Below are 20,154 nucleotides of genomic sequence, written 5' to 3' on the forward strand. Positions count from 1 at the left end.
GCTTATCAGCGGATGTGCTACTTACAACCAGCAGATAAGCAAATATTACTCCACTGTCTCGTCAGGAGATTACGAGAAGGCCAACACGGAACTGGATAAAAACAAACTGCTGAACAAATCAAGAAACAAACTGCTTTATTTTCTTGAAAAAGGCCGTATTGCTCACTCTCTGGCGCTTTATGACACGAGCAATTACTACTTCAACGAGGCAGATAAGTTCATGGAGGAGGTGAGGACCAGCACAGGAGACGTACTTGCCGGTACTTTCGTCAATCCAATGATGCAACGGTATAAGGGAGAGGATTTCGAAAGGATCATGATCCATTACTACAAGGCGCTGAACTACCTGTATCTTGGACAAACTGACGAAGCCATTGTAGAAGCGCGGCGGATAACACTCCAAAACCAGCAGCAATCTGACAAGTTTAATGATAAGAGCAACCGCTACTCAAAAGATGCGTTCTCCTTTATGCTTCAGGGTTTGATCTATGAATCGGCATCTGATATGAACAATGCGTTCATAGCTTACCGGAACGCGGCAGAAGTGTACCTGAATGATAAAGACCAGACTTACTACGGCATAAAGATCCCGGTTCAGCTGCAAAAAGATGTACTCCGTACGGCGGCGGCCAACGGGTTCACGGATGAGGTCGGGCGGTTCGAAGCACTCTTTAAGACAAAATACAAAGCAGAAAAGGCGTCTGAAGGCGGCTCCTTAATAGTCTTTTGGGAAAATGGAATGGCGCCTGTAAAGGATCAGCAGGACTTCTTTTTCAGCCTCACAAAAGGTAGTGCCGGGTATTTCTTTGTCGACATGAACGGCAATAACATTCCGTTTGACACCGGCGTCAGTTTTAATGCCAGTCACCTGGATGCCGGAGACCTCAATAATTTCAGGGTTGCTTTTCCAAAATATACAGCACGGCCCAACTACTATGTTTCCGCCTGTATCAGCAGCAAAAATGACAGCGTATTTGCAGAGAAGGCGGAAGACATAAACGAGCTCGCTACGGCCACCTTACGTCAGCGTTTTGTGAAGGAAATGTCGACGGCCTTAAGCAGGATGGCTGTAAAGAAAGCCGCCCAGCTGGCTATCCGGGGAAAAGACGATGACTCTAAAAAGAACAAGGAGCTGAGAGAAGGAATTGCGGCAGCTATTGACCTGTACAGCCTGTTTTCAGAAAAAGCCGATACCCGAAACTGGCAGACCCTCCCCTCTTCTATTTACTACGCCAGGATCCCGCTCCAAAAGGGAAAGAATGAAGTCACTATTAAACTGCGCGGCCCTAATGGCAGCGAAGAGACAAAAACTGTCAGCATAGAAGGAAATGGCAGGATGGTGTTTTATAATTATGCTTCCCTGAGACAGTAATTTCAAACAATACCGGCTTATATGCATTAATGTGTTAGTATACGAGCCTATGGAAAAGTTCAGGATAGAAATTCAGGAAGGGAACGCAACTATTCCCTTCGAGATTGTCGATTATGCCCACGACGACAATAACCAGTGCAAATTTGAAGTATTTAAAGAAGGTAATTTCATTGCCAGTTTTGAACCTGATTCACGCGGATTGCTTCACGTATGCAAAAACACGGGTTCTGTCAGTGAACATATTCTTCATATGCTGGCAGATAGAATCGAGCGGTTTAATTTCTAAATATCCTTCGCATTTCTTAACCTTTAGTACCTTCTCTCCAAAGGGAAGATAGTGGGTGAACAGTTCTTTCAGGTACAACTTCAGGTCCTCCAAAACAGCTTCTTCCTTGTGAAAAACACCGTGACTGCCGAGACGACCGACGTAAAAATAATCCCCCTGAGCAGGCCCTCCGCTGCATTGCTGTTCAACTGGTCGATAAAGACATCGAGGCGGGTCAGCTTAAGGAGCGGGATCAGAAAAAGACTTCCCGTAGAATAAGCTATCATCGGGTTCTTCCCGGTATCTGAAAGCCATTTGAAAACTTCGGGAAATGCTTTTTTCATTTCAAGCATGTTGAAAAGGAGAAGAGCCAGGAAAGCCAGTCCGGAACAAACAAAATAATAGCTGTAAGTTGAATGATCTTTCTTTATCCCATTTTCGTAGGCCTCGAAAAACAAGCCTAGCAGCAGAAGATACAAACCAGCATTTAGAAAATTACCAAAGATTAAGCTCGTCCGGCTAAAATACCCGGCCTTTCTGAACAGAAAAATCAGTATCCCACCCAGCAAGAGAGTGATGCTCAAATTAAGAAAAAGCCATCGTAGATAAAGGAAAGCTACGTTGGAGATAATGATCCCTGCCAGCAGGAATGCCGTGGGATATGCAGAATGTCCTCCTGATGAAGTTTTACCCTCCGTGATGTGTTTTAACATCCAGTCCCCTGCTATGGTTCCCGGTATGATTATAAACAGGTATTTGAGATAGAAAAATTGATACAACCATGGTGCCGGAGTAAAATTAAAAATATAGGAATTTATGGTACCACTGGTATTTCCTGCAAGAAGAACGGCCATAATAAATGGAAGAACTCCTATTCTTATTAAAGGATTCGCGCTGGTAAACACCCACAGGATACCGCCGAATAAAGCCATATCCGCCAGTAAAATGATGATGATATTGCTGTTGGAAGTATTAAAACCTCCTCCGCTGAACGGATACAGCCAGAAAAATATCAATCCCAAGCCGATCAATACAGCTTTGATAACAAGCTGCCATTTTCCGCCCCATCTGCAATACACCAGGAACAGAAAAGCATAAGCACACAAGGATAAAAGACAACCATAAACAGTGGTCTCAGTTCCCGCCGATAACAGGCGGGAATTAGCATAAGGAAGAAACAGCCCAAAAAAAGCAAGAAGGAGGAATCGCCCGCAGGAATGGCCTACCATAGACCATTTAGGTTCTCCCTTTTGCATCCTTTTACTATAAGCCAGGGGTATTGCGGCACCCATTGAGAAAAGAAAAAACGGAAAAACAAGGTCCACCCAGGTGATGCCGGGCAATTCGGGCCGGAAAATATGGTGCGGAGGCGGTTCCTGAGCATGATACATCCACCCAGGGAGAACCCCGCCAAAAGCAATGCTTCCGGACAGTACCATCAAAAGGATCGATATTCCCCTTAAGGCATCCAGGCTTTGAGAGCGTGTTGTTATACTTTGTTGATTATTCATATTTAACTGTAAGCAGCGATTGTCCTTTATTATTAATCTGCGTGTTTATTATTTGTCAAACCGGTCTATCCTGAAAGGCGAAGCGGGCAGTCCCGCGTTATTTTTCAGGTCACCTGTCATGTAGTTCCTAAAACAATACCTCACTTCAGCAGGATTGTCAATTTTTTTGTTCCATACCTTTACTTCTGCCGATCTGCTTTCTCCCTGTAGATATTCCCGAACCGGTCGGTTACAATTATTTCTATCCTACTGCCAGGGTTTCCAGGCCTTATTTTAAATAAATGGCTGGTCAGCGCCGGACTGATCCAATCGTATTCCATTTTCTGTTTGTCGGCGCACAATGCAGATGCATAAGGATCATATCCGGTATATTTTTCCGCTTTACCTGCCAGTTTCCCCCCTTCTGTCCATTCAACTTTCCAACGTTCATCATAATTCCATACGTTGACGATGATATCTGAAGGATGTTCTGCTGACGAGCCTGCCGGATATACCCTCATCTGATGCTTTTTATCAAAACCAAAGCTCTTGTAATACCACTGTACCTGATCCCCGTCCACTTCATATACACCATATCCGCGGGGAGTTCCATCTATGCATACATCAGCTTTCCACCAGGTACCGCACACCGCAGCTGTATTGTGCTCCATCAGGCTGCCGGTATAATTCAAGTTCGAGTTACTATGCATATGCCCGGAGATAATATGCGTATTGAAACTCCGGAGCAGGTTGTGTAAGGCACGTGCATTGACCACCTGATCAGCTATTGACGTATAATCGTACTTAAATGCCTGTTTTTCTTTTTCGGGCTGCGAGGGGATATGCATGACGAGAAAAACGAGACTTCCTTCAGGGATTTGTGCAAGGTCCTGTTCCAGCCAGTGAAAAGTCTTCTCGTCCACGTATCCCATATAGAAATAATCCCTTCCAATAAAGAAATTGTCGTTGATCACAATGTAGTGTGCCTTTCCTTTATTGAATGAATAGTTGGCAGGGCCGAAATACCCGGAGAAAGTCTGCTCAGAGGTTTCGTGGGTCCGCCCGTAATACGTCATATCATGATTGCCGATTGCCCGGTAAATTGGATACTGAAGTTTGGAGCATGCTTTGATATAGCCGGGAAACAACTCAGGCATGTCCCCCACGATATCACCACAGTCCAGGCCAAAGAGATCCTGATCCTTATAATCTCCAGCCAGCTGTCTGCAGTCCTCGAGGAGAGATTCGTACAAGTGAAGTTCGGATGGTTTGGTCACCTGAACATCCGCCTGGGCAAAAAACACATGCCGGCTGTCGTCCTTTGGGTTTTTCCGGAGATAGAAAGTATACAAAGAATCGCGATCCGGTTTTATCTCCTGATAAAAGCGTGGAATGGTTCCCTGATCAACCGGAACCACGTAGCCTGAAGGGGCAGAAATCTGTATAAACCTCCGGTCAGGCGGAACGGAGATCACAAAAGATCCGTCATCACGCGTTTTTACACAATCAAAGCCGTCAGAAACGACCACTCCGGGTACGCCCCTGCCCGAACAGATCACCTTTCCTTTAACCGGCTTAACCCCTCCCGGTTCACCGGCAAATACGAGCGATATCAGGCAGGTACATACCAATAAAATGCTTCGGCTTAATTTAGTTCTCATACCATGCACTCCAGGGAATACCTATTTTTTAATGGCGGCCAGGTATTTATCTATACCCGTCTTGAGTGCATCCCAATAGCCGAATTTCTTTACATGTACCAGGTCAAAGATGAAATACCCGTCGCAGGCATTAATGGCTGCATCTACCGTACTGGCAACTGCCGCTCCCTGATTGCCATTCTCCCAGCCAGGTGCATTGCCGACGTCGGGGCCCCCGGCGACCTTAACATCGCCCATTGTGACATTTTTTGCAGTGCTGCAAAATCCCTGGACCGACCATTCTCCAGAGCCATAGATCCTGTCTACCGCCCCATAGGCGCCGATAAGCATAAAGTCGAGATGATCAGCATAACCAAAATTTCGGTATTCGGGGCTCGCCCAGGCCGGATAATACTGAGCAGTGTTATATTTAGGACTCGCCCAGTTTACACCGACATCATAATAGGTAGAATACCAGCCGCCGACATACACTCCAAACTGAATTTTCGAATTCACAGATTTTACTTTCTGACGGGCATCCACCATAAAATCGTGAATAGTTTTAGCCCTGAATTCCAGCCACTTTTTAAAATACTTTGGCGGCGTAGAGGGTAATTGAGAATAAGATGTTCCCGGAATTATGACATCATTGGGAAAGTTGTTTACTGTCTCGCCGATATATTGTTCAAATTTTCTCTTTGAGGTTTCTGAGAAGTCGGTTTGAAAATCATTGAACCTGCATCTGTCGAGAAATATCCCATCTACATTATATTTTGCGAGATCCCCTATGAGATTCAGCAAAAACGCCCGGACATCATCATTGGAAGGATTCAGGAATTTGGTACCATAGGAGTTCGAAGGATCCTGTTCCGAAGTAAGATCCAGCACATTAGTTAATCCCGACTGCAGGTTCAAGGTAGTCGCCCAAGCTTTTCTAGACTCCTCCCGGAATAACATTCCCTGGCTTCCCAGGCCATATGAATATGCATTACCACCGGTGAACACATTAATCGCGGCGTGTATCTTCAAGCCGAGCGCATGCCCGGAATCAATGAACGCCTGAAGATAATCCCAGGTGACGGTCCTTTCATGAAAATTATACCCGGAATCCGACCATACATCCAATTTCTGTACCTGCGCTACTGTTGATGTCGAAAAGAGTACGTCACCCATTGTGGGGCGCACGTCCACCACTACATCTGTGATCCCGCAGTCTTTCAGCTTCTTCAGGTCACGAGCAATATTCTCTTTACTGTTGGCATAGTCGGGAAAATTAGCAGCTGCATCTACCCAGATATATCTCGGTTTCTCCGTTCCTTCGTCGTCCGATTTTTTATCCCAAATCCAGTCTATCGCTTTGTGCTCGTCTTTTTTACAGGAATAAAGCCCCCAAAGGCCTGTAGTGACAGCTATTTTTAAAAAGGTCTTGCGATCCATATGTTCGTATAGTTTAACAATTTGATAACAGTGGTTCATTTAATTTAAAAGGAGATACTCCCTGTCCGGGAGCATCTCCTGAAGCAGGAAAACTATTTTACGTCCACGCAGTCGAACTCGTAACACGACAATGTCATGACGCTATAATCGATTACAAACACCTGCATTTTATACCCATCAGCAGTCGGAGCAATTAATACATCTCCGCGTCCTCCTGAATTGCCGACACCAAACCCGTTGACCTGTGCACTGAATTGAAGCGCAGGCGATTTATCAATATTGCCGCTGAAGTTCGAAGTGCCTGTAACATCATACAGGTAAAGTCCCGGATATAAGCCCCAGTTAGGAAAATAGCTCGGGGTATACAAGGCAAGATATTTTGCATTGTTAAACTCCTTTGCATCAAGTGCGTTATTATTCAGCCCCCAGCCGTTTCCAGACACCTGCTCGCCTAGACTTTTGCTTACTGCGTTGGTCCGGCCGTCGAGGAACTTCAACGTATTAGAATACCCCGAAGCTCCATTATAAAAGGCCAGGAATGCACCATCTGCGGGATCAGTCGACCTGGAAACTACTTTAGTCCCGTTTTGATCGGCCAGCCAGGCATCTGCGTCCTTTGCTTCTATTACTTCGGCAGCTCCCGGCACACCCCCTGTTACCACCCATCTGACGAATTTATTTGCCGCTGAAGCAGATGTAGATTCACAGGTAACAATAATCAGGGCGTTTGCATTTAAATTGCCTTGTATGGCAACCTTAGAACCGAGCGGGAAGCCGGAACTGTTGCTCCAGGAGATGAATGACTGCGGAGCCGATGAAACGGAATTCGTCTTGTAGATCTTAAGCGTTTCACCTGCACCGGCCATATCAGTGATCAGCATATTGCCGGCAGCATCACTTGCAACACTTCCATCACCTTTGGCAGCGCCAAGGACAATATTGCCTAAAGGTTTGGCAGTGCTTCTGTTGAAATACTTAGGAGCAGAGCCGTCACCGGAAGAGACCACCAGGTAATTACCAATTGCAGCCAGCGTCGGTTTCGTACCGGCAAGATTAAGCGTTGCCAGGTCGATATTGAATAAATTTGTCTCTGACCCCTTTCTGAACCCGTAACTAATCTTGGTTGGTGCCGTTTTTTCGACGGTATAGACAGTTTTGGTGGTTCCGTTGTGGGCAGTAACGGTCACCTGCACCGGCCCGTTCAGATCTATCCCTTTCAGTGAAGGTGAAATTGTAGCATGCGGAGAGAGGGAAACGTCCACATCCACCGATGACAGATCGTCAATAGTAATCAGGGAAATGGTTTTCCTGCTCTGGTCAATTAAACCGGTAATTCCCGCAGATTCTATTGAAAAAAATGTAATGCTGCTCTTATCTGATTTCGTTCGCTGGCCCGAAATATAGATGGTCCTCTTTTCGCCGTCAGCTTCTGTTACGGTGAAGGCATTTTCCTTTGTCAGGTCCAGGATACTCAGATTAGGTTCTATCCTGCAATTGTTGGCAAGGGCCGCCTGAACCTTCATGGCCGTCATATACGGAGTTGTTTCATTATCACTGTTTTCAGGATAAAACCATGGCACAGGTATCACATATTTAGTGGCAGCAGGGTCTGTAATATCAAATTTAACGGCCTCCTGTTCCACATAAGGGCCTGAAGTAAATTTAGCGGTTAAGCTGGTAATTCCCTGGCCCATATCCGTTGGAAAAACGTATTCAGCTTTTTGGCAGGCAGACAACGCACCGGCCAGAAATATAATGGTTGTGATGAAGCTCTTTTTCATACTCTAAAGACAAAAGATTAATTCCATTCAGGATATTGGGCTACTGCTGAGTTATTGATAATTTCCGAGCTTGGAAGCGGAACCCGGTACATCTTAGCAGGGAAGTTACGGTCCTCCTTATCGCAGTCAACATAGCTGTAGGTAAAGGAGCCATCATCGTTTTTAACGATCTTCAGGCCATGTACCCTCGTGCCGGTAAGGGCACTTTGTGCCAGCTTCCAGCGCCTCATATCCCAGTAGTACTGGCCTTCGTAAGCAAGCTCTACCTTCCGTTCCTGACGGATCTGCGCAAGCAGGGCGCTGCCGCTTTTATCACTATAGGGTAAATTCACCCGCGCCCGTATCTGCCGGACGGCTTTGTTCGCTTCCGAAGCGTTATCGGTATGGTAGCACGCTTCTGCATAGTTCAGCAGAACCTCCCCTAACCTCAATGCGATCCATGGTTGTCTGGACGGGTCTTTACTGAGGTCGATACTTTCGTCCAGTAATTTTCTCAGGTAATACCCCGTGACAGTGCGGCCTGCCGGTACGGCATCATCTTTCCAGCTTGCCCAGCCATCCTTACCGCTGACATAGGGCTGAATAGTGCGGCCTTTCCATTGTGCACCATTATACAATACGGAAGCCTGAAAACGAGGCTCGAGGTTAGCATAAGGAGGAGTGCTGGTGGTACCGGTTGTACTATGCCATTCTGACCAGTTTGGGAAACCTCCGGTTGCAAGTTCATAAGATTCTACCATTTCCTGTGTGGGCGTTCCGTAAGAACCGATCCCTTCCCTGTCTCCCCCGGGTGAATAGTTGAGATCAAAGTTGTGTGTGATCCCCTGGCTGTTATAATCATACTCCAGTATTGCTTCAGAATTACCGGTTTTAAACGCATCTGCATAGCTGCCGGTAAGCTGATAACCCATTGCCATTACTTTTTCTGCCGCAGCTTTCGCATCGGCCCATTTCTCTGCATAAAGCATTGCGCGGGAAAGTAAAGCATAGGCAGCGCCCCGGGTCACACGTCCGTTGGGAACTTTACTGTCCGTTAAATTCTCACCGGCATAAGTGAGGTCTGCCTTCACAAAATCCCATCCCTGCGCCTCTGTGCTTAAAGGAGTATTTTTTTGAATTTTAGTGAGATCTTCATCGTAGATGATCACCTCCTTATACCTCTTTAGCAAGTCGAAATAGAGCTGTGCTCTGAAAAACCTGATCTCAGCCTCCAGCCGTTTCGACTCTGTTTCCGGAAACGAGCTGTATTTTTTCAGGTTGCTCAGAGCTTCGTTTACGCGGCGCACTTTTTCATAAACGGTTCCCCAGTTGCCTAAATACACCGAAACATAGCCGGGAGTAAGTACACTTCCTCCGTAGGCCAGCTCATTAGGGATATACATCAGGGCATTGTAGGTCATCGACGAATACTTCAGCATATCGGTGAAGCCCTCCGTCATGCCCGCAGCAGACTGCCCGTCGCCAAAGCTTCCGAAGTAATTGATATCGTGGTAGAAGTTGTTGACGGCTAGTTCGGCATACTCCAGCTTGCTCCAAACTAATTTATCGGAAACGGCATTCGTAGGGGAGATATCCAGATAATTTTTACAGGCTCCGGCACTTAAAACGAGGCCAAATAAAACTGTCTTTAATATATTCTTTTTCATGTGAATAATTTGTCTTTAGGTCATCCTTTAAATTTTACCCGTTCCTAGAAGGTGAGAGATACCCCTCCGGTAAACACCTTTTGCTGCGGGTAATACCCGTTATTAACCCCCGGAGATTCCGGATCAATTCCTTTCGGCAAACCGGAGATGGTGAAGATATTCGACCCTTCGACAAACAGGCGGAACCGCTCTACGCCGATTTTGCTTAATATCTTCTTAGGAATGCTGTATCCGAGCTGAGCCGATTTCAGCCTGACATATCTCCCGTTCCTGAACCAGAAAGTTGAAGCCAGCCCGTTATCGCCGCCATGAGTTGTAGAGCTTAATGTAATGCGCGGAAAAGTACCATTCGGATTATCGATGCTGTAAGCATTTTCCACCAGGAATAAAGGAGAGTTCGCTCCCTCTTTGAAGGTTTGTGTCCAGATGGTATTATCATCATAATAGTTATAGTACGTGCCGGTCATCGAAATGTCGAACAGGGCACCTCCCGTAAACTGCGCATTGAAGTCAAAACCATTCCACTCTCCGCCGAGGTTTAACCCATAGGTAAGCTCCGGCCTGTTACTCCGCCCGATAAGTCCGCGATCCTGATAGTCGATCTTACCGTCGCCATTGAGATCCTTATATTTAATATCTCCCAGGTTCGGACGGCTGTCAAACCATGCGGCATTGTCAATCTCTTCCTCCGACCGGAAAAGTCCCTCTGCTACCCAACCTGATATAAGGGTCGTTTTCTTTCCGGTGACTTTCTGTATCTCAGGAGAGTTGGGACTATCAGGGTATTTAACCCAATGACTGACAGCGTAGGTGACATTAGGAGTCACATTGTATTTAAATGGTTTACCTGCCAGGTTAAAGGTATTGGTGTGTTTTAACAGCAATTCAAAACCTTTAGCATCCGTCCCGCTAAAATTTTCATAAGTAAAATAATATCCCCCCATCGATGGCGGGTATCCACTTGACATACCCGTTAAAATATCATAGGTATGTGTATAGAAGACATCAAATTCGGCTCCAAAGAGGCCTTTAAACATGGTCAGATCAAAACCGGCATTGTACGAGAGTGTCTTTTCCCAGGACAGGTTGGGATTAGCAATAACACTTGTATACATGGAATTCTGCAAAGCCCCGTTCAGCGGGATCTTACCTCCGAAGGAATAAGTGCTCAGGAATGAATATTCACTGACGTTATCATTTCCCAGCAAACCAACTGAAGCTCTTAGTTTCAGGTCGTCGATGAATGTAAATTTTTCCATGAAGTTTTCTTTCGAAGCTCTCCATGCAACGGATGCGGAAGGAAAGAATCCCCATCTTTTACCATCCACATTTCCTGCAAACTTATAAGATCCATCATACCGCCCGGTAAATTCTGCCAGGTACTTTTCATCATAATTATACTTCAGACGAAAGACATAACCGAGGCTGCGCGACCTTGAGCTCCAGCCACCTATCGGCGAATCGGCCGGAGTGTTCAGTCCTAATTCGGGCAGTTCGGGAAACGCCACCTCTTTTGCATAAGCCGATAAGCTATTAGATTTGCTGTCCCGGATCTCCGTTAAGGCCAGGAAATCAATATTATGCTTCAGAAACGAGTTAGTATAGCCTATACTTCCCTGCCCCACGATCGATTGCCTTGAATATTGTCCTTCACCAAGGGAATTATATGTTCTGCCCCGCGGGTCCAGGAGCTTGATAAACTTTCCTTTTTCAGTAGCATCGGGCAGCTTTACAGCATTTACATAATAATAGGTATCCAGATTCTTATTATAGGACGTACTGTAATCATATGCCCCGGTTACTTTTAAGAAGAGTCCTTTTACCCAGGGAGCATTGTATTGCAATGAAAGATTTGTTTGCAGATCCAGGCTATTTGTTTTCTTGTACCCTGACTCATTGATTGCCGCCAGGGGACTATTGGGAACTGCCGAGTTATTTCTGGGTGGGACTCCTGTATACAAGCCGTCATACATAACTGGCAGATATGGATGCATGCCGATTGCCTGCCTGGCAATTGAGAACCATCCCTGTTCTCCCAGGTAAGGAGACCCGTCGGTTCCCCCCGAAACGAAACCAGGCGTTTTACGGCGATTTACATTGCCCGCAACCCCAAGATCCAGGTTGAAATTATTCGCAACTTTTGTAGAAATGTTTGTCCTTAAATTATAACGTTTAAATGTGAAGTTATCTATGTTTCCGTCTTGTCCCAGGTAGCCGAGAGAGGCAAAATACCGGGTATCGTCTTTTCCGCCCTGAAGCGAGAGATTATGTTTCCGGTTTACCCCGGTTCCAAACACCTTATCAATGTAGTTTACATTGTCCCATCCGTCATCAGGATCACCATTGGTCATCTTTTCGACATCGTCCCATTTAAATATGGGGGTATACTGGTCCCTGTTTGTAATGGTTCCGTTGGCAAGTTTATCCATCATATCCGCCATATTATAGTAATGTGCGAACTGGGGGCCATCCATAAACTCGGGAAAATTCGCATTCAGAGACGGTCCCTGCGAACCATTATAGGTTATGGAGAACTTACCGGACTGGCCTTTTTTTGTTGTAATGATCACTACCCCCCCGGCAGCCTGCAAGCCGTACACCGCTGCAGCGGCACCATCTTTCAATACTGACACGCTCTCAATGTCATTCGGATCAATGTCATTGATAGAACGCGGCATTCCATCCACGATGTAAGTCACTGCATAATTTGATCCGCGGATCTTCAGGGCAGCCTGGTCAAGTCCGGGTTCTCCGGATTCCTGAACAGAAGAAATACCCGGCAGCCGTCCCCCCAGCAAACTTGAAACGTTTGTAGACGGCCCCTTGAGCAAATCTCCTCCTTTTATTGATGAAACTGCACCGGATAAGGAAGCTTTCTTTTGTACACCGTACCCGACAACCACCACTTCATTTAACGATTCGAGAGAGCTCTCTAAAATGACATTTACAACAGTTCTTCCGCCAACTGCTACTTCTTTCTTTTTCATCCCGACAAATGAAAAAGACAACATATCTTTCGGTCCGGCTGTGATTCTGTACTTACCTTCCGTATTAGTAGCAGCGCTTACCTTCGAACCAACTACAAGTACTGTTACTCCGGGTAAAGACTCACCCGAGCCATCGCTTACTCTCCCTGTTACAACACTCTGCGCCTGACCAGAAAAGCCATAAACAAAGGTTGCGGACAACAGAAGCACCAGTCGCTTCAGTGTACGGGAGATTGTAGAAAAACAGACAAATTCTGTCATAAAAAACGATTTAAAGATTAGAATTAATTGAACTCGTGATTTAATTTCTGATTCTTACCGGCACTCATCCTTTCTCTTCATCTGAATTAATTCAGCTATGTATAATGTCTTTTCATATGTCAACTGGATTAATATGTGATTTTAAAATATTCGGTATTACTTATTTAAGTCGATGGGTATCAACACTAAAGGAGTAGGCAGACAGGAAGCTCCCGGAGGCGAATAAGTAAATTTGATCTCCTGCTCCTCCCCGCTTTTTCCAGGTTCAAAAACCTGGATCAGGACAGCTTCAGGATCGGACTTTGTTACAAGCTCATCGGACGGTAACTGAATAGTACCCTGTTTGTACTTGCCAGAATGCAAAACCATGGTCGCCGCCATTGCGCCGCACCATTTATTGTCGGCCGATCTGGGATTCCATGTGACGAGAGCAAGCCCCCGGCCGTCAGTGCTCTTCCACTTTAGATTTATGTCATAAAAAACTCCGTAATTTCCGGCATTTTCAGCATATTCTTTTGCAGATCCCACTGTACCCTGAATCCATTTATCATTATTACCGTCGGCTATAATAAGTTGTGCAACACCACTTTTTGTATCTACAACATGTCCGGGATTTGTGATCTTATAATTGCATACCGGAAAGAGCCCTCTGCCTGCATTCATGTGGCTTGTGGGAATGAGCTTTTTGATCCGCTTAAGGGCGGCTTCGCCCTTCTCTCCGGGAGAAGTTTGTAAAACATATACAGAAGCCGGCTGGTCCACTACAAACTGATAGAAACCGTGAACCAGCTCATCATATTTTACTATATTCTTTTCCAGTTGTTTATCAATGGGAATAGCTTCTCCGGGTTTAACGATCCTGACCTCTCCTGTAACTTCCGAATTAAAAAAATCTGCCAGTCCCTGCTTTCCGATCTGGAAGTAATTGGCACTGGGAGGCTGCGAAGAATACTTCAGCATACGTACCGACATGTTTTCCTTCCCCTGATTCTTTATGACTGCCGTTATCTTTCTGTCCATTTTATTGGGCTCGATCACCCCGTTGACATTATACACATACAGGCGTACTGAACCTGGCTGAACATGTTCCTCCAGTACAATTGCCTCCGGCTCTTTGATATACTCAGGATCGTCGGAAATAATAAACTGCGGGCCGGGCTGAATAACCTTCTTATATTCAATTTCATTAAAGCCCGTACTTAAAAAGCCGGGTAACTTTACTATTGATCCCTGGCGGGCCGACGAAAGGATGGAAGAAACAGACTTGGCATCTACTCCCTGCGCCTTAATACTCACGCAGGAGGCCGCACAAAACAGACCAGCCATAAAAAATGATCTCATTTTCATATTTAATTCGAAATTTTCTACAAATACTATTTGAAAAAAATTAATAACATCAGAACATCACGTACTTAATTAAAATTAAAATCGTAAGTCAGCTATCAATTTCACTGGGTCAGTGAAGAATATTCACTTTCCTCTCCGGATCACATATACGTTCGTAAAGAGACGACAACGTCTTTTTCCCTCTTTTAAGAAGCCCGAGGGTAGCATATATTAGTTTTCTTTCTGCAGAGGCAATTTAAAAATTATTTTTAAAATAAAAAAATAGAAAATAATTTTTTTTATTAATTACTAAAGTCTTTAAAAATAGATTTACAAAACAGATCAAGAATTAACAACGCACATAATACACTGACAATGTAACTCTTATGGTTATTTAGATAAAAACGTGTATGGTAAGTTCTGAAAACAGACAGGATGAGATAGATATGCAAGGTCAGGATATAAAAATAGCCACAAAATTATCTGTGGCTATTCTTTCCGGTCTTTATGCGGAGATGACGGAGGCCGGCGTATGTGTGTTTATATCTTTCCCAAATACCTGCCAGATCTGATAGAGCGCCCTGGGGACATGAAAGCATCCCTTCCATTTTCCTCCCTTCAGGTTAAGAAGAACTTCTCCCCTGCGGTTCAGATAACCAAACCATTCGCCGTACCGCTCGTCACGGAAATGGTTCCATGTGTATTCATGAAGCTTTTCGAACCATTTCTTACAGGCTTCATTACCCGTAAGCTGATAACATTTAGCCATGCAAACCAGTGCTTCTACATGTACCCACCATAACTTCTGGTCCCATTCGAGCTGCTGGGGCGGGTGCCCGTAGATATCCATGAAATAGAAGATACCGCCAAATTCTTTATCCCAGCCATATTCCAGGATATCCAGAGAGATATTGACTATCCGGTTTATCAGAGCCTGATCGTTTGATTTTACGGCTATGTCGAGAAGGAACCACATGGCTTCCAGGTTATGACCGGGATTCACTACGCGTCCCTCAAAGGAATCGCTGACAGAACCGTCAGGACAAACGTTTTCAAGGGCAAGGCCGATGTCTTTCTTATAGAATACCTCGAGAACTTCGTGAACGATCTCTTCCTGGAGCTCTGTCACGACCTGCTTTCCTAGAACTTCTTCTATCTCTTTTGAGAGGTTACTCAGGATCATCGGCAGGGCAAAGTTCTTCAGGTCCCGGGTGCCGGGATAGATCTTGTTATACTGCCCTTTGGGATTGGCGCTCCGTTTCAGGATATTGTGAAACGTGTCGCGGGCAATTTCTGCATATTCACCTTTGCCACTGGCGCGGGACAGTGCCCCGAAGCCCATGGCTGCAAAGCAGTCCGAAAAAATGTTATAGGGCTGAACAAGGGGCTGCCCCTGACGGTTCAGTGAAAAGTACCACTTCCCTTCATTATCTCTCCCATGCTGGAGAAGGAACTTTGCACCATGTTCGGCCATATCCAGCCATTCCTGTTTCTTCTCTACATTATTATACAGCATCGAGAACATCCAGATCTGGCGTCCCTGAAGCCACATGAACTTATCGGTATCATAAACGTTGCCTTCCCTGCCGAGGCAGGTAAAATATCCTCCGCACTCTTCGTCTCTCGAGTACTTTGTCCAAAAGGGAAGAACGTTGTTAAACAGCTCATCCCTGTACATATTACTATACTGTATCATTCCTATTGATTATTCAACGATTTAAGGTATTCTTTGTATCGGTTATATAAATGTCCGGCCTGCAGGTAAGCGGACTGCGGACTCATGAAGTGGGAAAATTCAAAGGTTATCGCCTTATCATATCCAGCCCGGGCAGCGGCTTCCAGCTTCAATCTCAGCTTTTCAAATTTTATAGGCAGAAATTTTATGGGCATATCACGGTCAAAAGTCTCGGCATTCGTCCAGCACTTCATTCCGTAGCGGTCGGCCATCTTTTTATTGACTTCAAAAAACGCATCGAGCTCATGATAGTCGATGTGGCCGTCCTGAAACGCAACAGCATCGACTGCGCCCCTGACACCGTCAAAGATCTCGCTCCATTCACGCTCATGCTCTTTGATAGATACAGAGTCATCCTTCGACAATTCAGAAGAAGCCGCCATTACTGCTTTTTTTCCGTCGATCCAGGGAGAGATGAAGGCAGGCAAGCCTCCGCTGACGCCTTTACACTGGAGGCCGAGAGTTCTGAATGCTTCAACGGCACCTTTTGTCCGGCGGCTGATCTCCATACTTAAATACCAGCCTCCAAAGCTTTTATAGTGCCCGTACTGTTTCCAGACTTCATCGATCACATAACGGTTGGAGTCAATCTCGTGTATCAGGTTGCCGGTATCCCAGTAATGCCCGCTGTCGTACAAACCGAAGTAGAACTTCATCTCATGCTTAACAGCAAGCTGCAGGAACATCTCCACGAGGTCGACCGGTGGTTTATAACACCCGAATTCATTCTGAAGATATGCAGATGGATACGTGATGAACCGCCTGTACCCGCTTCTGATCATGATGACCGTATCAATTCCGACAGCCTTCATATGAGCAAAGTCACGGTCCCACTCCTCCCTCCCCCAGTTCTGGTGAGGAATATCATGAGATATTTCGTCGAGGAAAGTGCCTGTTATTTTCATTTCAATAATCCGTTTTAGTGGTTAATGAGATTGTATTATAAATACTTCATCTTCTTCAGGTATTCCACCCACATGATGTAGGCACTTGCCTTGAGATGAATACCATCGATACTTAATTCCTTTTTAAGTTCCTTGTTCTCATCCTCAAACAGAGGGTGAAGATCTATGTAGGTCAGCTTTTCTTCTGCACAAAGTTCCTTTATCATCCGGTTCAGCTCCATTTGCATTGGATTACGGCCCTGCAGATAAGGGGCTGTTGTCATACTGCTGTTCAGGGGTAGTATACTTTGGATATAAAGGGTCGTTTTGGGTGTCCCCGTTTTTATTTTTGCTATTATCCGGCGGTAATTCCGGATAATGACATCGTAGGGCAATTTTCTCGACAGATCGTTAATGCCTATCAGCAAGAAAATCGTTTTAGGCTTCGCTGCTACAATATCGTCCAGCCTGGCTAATACCCCGAATGTGTTATCTCCCCCGATCCCCCGGTTAATGACCGGTTTACCTGGAATGAGTTCCTGCCATTCGCCATGTTCGGTTATACTGTTACCAAGGAAAACGATCTCATTTTTGCGGTGAGGCATTTTATTAAAGAACTCCATTCTCTGCTGGTAATGCGAGTTGGTATAATTGCTGTCGATCTTTGCTTCCTGACTAAAAGCAGAGAATGCCGGCAAGGAAAAAAGAGCCAATAATATGTTTAATCTTTTCATGATGCTAGAGTGCTTTAACTTCTTTCAGATACTTTACCCACAAGATGTACGCTGATGAACGCAGATGGATCCCGTCGAGGGTAAACTCTTTTTTCAGAAGTCCGTTTCCATCTTTAAATACCTTCTGAACATCGAGATACCGGAGATTTCTCTCTTCCGCAAGCTGCTTCAGGCCACTGTTCAGTTCATTGATCTTCTCTGTAGTGATCTTCTTATAGGAATCTCCCAGCATGTACTTGTTAACCGGCAGGATACTTTGAAGGAACACCTGTGTTTTGGGCGATTTATCCCTTATAAAAGAAATGATCCTGGAATAGTTGTTTAATATGATGGCGGAAGGAATACCCCGCTTCAGGTCATTTATCCCTATCATGATGAATATTTTAGAAGGTTTTGAACTTACTATTTCATCAAGACGTGCAAATACCCCGAAAGAGACATCGCCGCTTATTCCCCGGTTCAGGACAGCCTTGCCCGGTATTAATTCCTGCCACTCACCCCCTTCTGTGATACTGTTCCCCAAAAAAATGATCTCGTTCTTTTGCGGAGGCATCTGCTTAAAGAAAGCGAGACGCTGATTGTAATGAGAGTTCAGGTAACTGCTGTCCATGATGCTATCCTGCCCATAGGCCGATATTGTAAAAACAGACAATAGTGAGAGCATACCTGCAAATCTCAGACCCGGAATATGGAATGATATCTTCATAAATAATATTGATTGGTCTGTTCCATTGAAAAATTACTCAGCATCTGCTTCTTTTAATTTATCCCACCAGAATTTCTTCAGCCAGACACTTGTGATGATGAGGACAGCAGACCATATCACCATTTGTGTATTCTCCCTGATCATAAAGTAGATTGGAATAACTACCTGGGCCATTTGCCACACAATGCCGGCGAGTATGTTGGATGCATCGCGGCTGAAGTCTTTATTGGGTACGAATGAGGGATCTTCCAGCATTACTTCCCGCTTAATCGGCCCCCAGAAACCCCATGGGCGCGTCTTCCGGTAAAACTCCTTCACCGCCTCGCGGTTGGGCAGAGGTTCAATAAAGGTCCCAATGATGCAACCTGCGAGAGAGAAAAATAATATGACCGGGAAGACATAGATATCGACAATCTCCGGGAAGAAAAACAATTTTGCAGTTGATGCGATCAGTCCGAAGAGCATCCCCCAGAAATATCCGTTGCCTGTAAATCTCCACCATACCCATTTTAAAACATTTGCTGCTACATATCCTCCGTAAAGTGCAGAGGTAAGCCACAACGTCAGTTTGGTAAGAGAAGAAGCATTAAAGCCAAAGACTATACCAACCAGGACAAGCAATGTGGACGACAATACGCTCAGCCTGATATAGGTTTTATTTGGTGCATGGGGATTGATATATTTTTTATAAATATCATTTACGATGTATGCCGGCGCTGCATTTACGAAAGCAGCGAAAGTTCCCATAAATGCAGAAAGGAAACCGGCAAGGATGAGTCCCTTAAGACCGGAAGGAACAAAACTATTAATGGTAAGAGGAAGCACTTTCTCAAAGTCAATATTACCTCCCATCTTTCCCATTTCAGGCCCGAGATAGACCAGGCCCAGAACTGCAAACGATGCCACCATCAGATAACGGGGGATATACATCACCAGGATTGTGCTGAAACTCATTTTCGCAGCTTCAGACGGAGTACGGGCGGCAAGGATCCTCTGCATATCGTAACTCGGAACCGGGCCTGCAATAGAGGCGAAGATTCCTTTGAAGAGCATCATCATGAACAAAAGCCCGAACATGCCAAATCCGTCGGAGTCGATCTTATCGTTCACATTCGGAACAGGCGTATTGGTCCAGTCCAGATTCAGGTTCCATCCGAAAGAAAGATCACTCCATCCAGGAGGAATCACAGCCCTGATCTGCTCTGCCGATACGGATGTATAGGCAATATATCCAATGGAAAAGCAGGCAATGGTCATAATGAAGAACTGGAGCACTTCTGTTGCCACGACACTGTACATCCCGCCTTTAACGGTATAAAGAGTGGTCAGCAAACAGACAATAAGAGCATAGGCACGTTCAGATGTTAAATGATATCCGGCAATATCAGTACTCAGGTCCCATGGAAGTATGGACGTACAGTATTTACCGATCCCTTCAAAAAAGTAGGCGATAAAACCGATGACGCTTATAACGGCGAAGGTCACAATGATGATGTGGGATAATTTAGCCCCTTTGCCATCGCCAAACCGGAAGGTAATCCATTGAGCTCCTGTCATTACTCCTGATCGCCTCATCCAGACAGCGAGATAGACAAAAATGAACACCTGGTTCCATACGGGCCACAGCCAGGGGATCCAGGCACTTTTCAATCCATAAATAAAAAGGATGCTGACCGTCCACATGGTTCCTGAAGTATCGAACATCCCTGAGGCATTACTCAGCCCGAGGTAATACCATTTCATTTGGTTGCCTCCCAGAAAGTAGGATTGAAGATCTTTTGAGGCTTTCTTTGAAATGTAAAAGCCAAGACCAACCAGGCCGCAGATGTATATCAGAATAACAGAGATATCAAGTATGCTTAATGACATATATAATTTATTGGTGCTTTA

General features: G+C 45.2%; 14 protein-coding genes. 2 read left to right on the top strand and 12 right to left on the bottom strand.

Annotation, left to right across the window (positions count from 1 at the left end; genetic code table 11):
* Window positions 1-1,372 (top strand): COG3014 family protein (locus DDR33_RS05120; RefSeq protein WP_109414835.1); only part of this gene is annotated, 1,372 nt, incomplete at its 5' end.
* A gap of 49 nt (window positions 1,373-1,421) precedes the next feature.
* Window positions 1,422-1,658 (top strand): hypothetical protein, encoded by a 237-nt coding sequence (locus DDR33_RS05125; protein WP_109414694.1) that lies wholly within the window; start codon window positions 1,422-1,424, stop codon window positions 1,656-1,658.
* An 80-nt stretch (window positions 1,659-1,738) separates the two neighbouring features.
* Here DDR33_RS05125 and DDR33_RS05130 read toward each other — a convergent pair whose 3' ends face one another.
* The 12 genes from DDR33_RS05130 to DDR33_RS05185 all read right to left on the bottom strand — a co-directional run bounded on the left by DDR33_RS05130 (window position 1,739) and on the right by DDR33_RS05185 (window position 20,133).
* A complete protein-coding gene (locus tag DDR33_RS05130) occupies window positions 1,739-3,148 on the bottom strand; it encodes a DUF5009 domain-containing protein (RefSeq protein ID WP_109414695.1) in 1,410 nt (469 codons plus the stop codon).
* Window positions 3,149-3,327: 179 nt separating this feature from the next.
* Window positions 3,328-4,788, bottom strand: coding sequence for a calcineurin-like phosphoesterase C-terminal domain-containing protein (locus tag DDR33_RS05135; RefSeq protein WP_109414696.1), 1,461 nt, complete (start codon window positions 4,786-4,788; stop codon window positions 3,328-3,330).
* A 21-nt stretch (window positions 4,789-4,809) separates the two neighbouring features.
* The gene (locus DDR33_RS05140) at window positions 4,810-6,204 is read right to left on the bottom strand and encodes an alpha amylase family protein (RefSeq protein WP_109414697.1); all 1,395 of its coding nucleotides are present in this window, start codon (window positions 6,202-6,204) and stop codon (window positions 4,810-4,812) included.
* Between the two features lie 92 nt (window positions 6,205-6,296).
* Entirely contained in the window at window positions 6,297-7,985 is a 1,689-nt protein-coding gene (locus tag DDR33_RS05145) for a DUF5018 domain-containing protein (RefSeq protein WP_109414698.1), read from the bottom strand.
* Between the two features lie 17 nt (window positions 7,986-8,002).
* On the bottom strand, window positions 8,003-9,631 hold the full coding sequence (locus DDR33_RS05150; protein WP_109414699.1) for a RagB/SusD family nutrient uptake outer membrane protein: 1,629 nt from the start codon (window positions 9,629-9,631) through the stop codon (window positions 8,003-8,005).
* A 44-nt stretch (window positions 9,632-9,675) separates the two neighbouring features.
* On the bottom strand, window positions 9,676-12,879 hold the full coding sequence (locus tag DDR33_RS05155) for a SusC/RagA family TonB-linked outer membrane protein (protein WP_109414700.1): 3,204 nt from the start codon (window positions 12,877-12,879) through the stop codon (window positions 9,676-9,678).
* 156 nt (window positions 12,880-13,035) lie between these two features.
* Entirely contained in the window at window positions 13,036-14,226 is a 1,191-nt protein-coding gene (locus DDR33_RS05160; protein ID WP_109414701.1) for a copper amine oxidase, read from the bottom strand.
* A 484-nt stretch (window positions 14,227-14,710) separates the two neighbouring features.
* On the bottom strand, window positions 14,711-15,901 hold the full coding sequence (locus DDR33_RS05165) for an AGE family epimerase/isomerase (RefSeq protein ID WP_109414702.1): 1,191 nt from the start codon (window positions 15,899-15,901) through the stop codon (window positions 14,711-14,713).
* A 2-nt stretch (window positions 15,902-15,903) separates the two neighbouring features.
* On the bottom strand, window positions 15,904-16,845 hold the full coding sequence (locus tag DDR33_RS05170; protein ID WP_109414703.1) for a DUF4434 domain-containing protein: 942 nt from the start codon (window positions 16,843-16,845) through the stop codon (window positions 15,904-15,906).
* A 35-nt stretch (window positions 16,846-16,880) separates the two neighbouring features.
* On the bottom strand, window positions 16,881-17,558 hold the full coding sequence (locus DDR33_RS05175) for a GDSL-type esterase/lipase family protein (RefSeq protein ID WP_109414704.1): 678 nt from the start codon (window positions 17,556-17,558) through the stop codon (window positions 16,881-16,883).
* A gap of 4 nt (window positions 17,559-17,562) precedes the next feature.
* Window positions 17,563-18,264, bottom strand: coding sequence for a GDSL-type esterase/lipase family protein (locus DDR33_RS05180; protein WP_238387674.1), 702 nt, complete (start codon window positions 18,262-18,264; stop codon window positions 17,563-17,565).
* Window positions 18,265-18,297: 33 nt separating this feature from the next.
* Complete coding sequence (locus DDR33_RS05185) at window positions 18,298-20,133, bottom strand: sodium:solute symporter family protein (protein ID WP_109414705.1); 1,836 nt, start codon at window positions 20,131-20,133, stop codon at window positions 18,298-18,300.
* Between the last annotated feature and the right edge of the window lie 21 nt (window positions 20,134-20,154).

Origin of the sequence: Pararcticibacter amylolyticus (assembly GCF_003130405.1) — a bacterium.
In the GTDB taxonomy this organism is placed as follows: domain Bacteria; phylum Bacteroidota; class Bacteroidia; order Sphingobacteriales; family Sphingobacteriaceae; genus Arcticibacter; species Arcticibacter amylolyticus.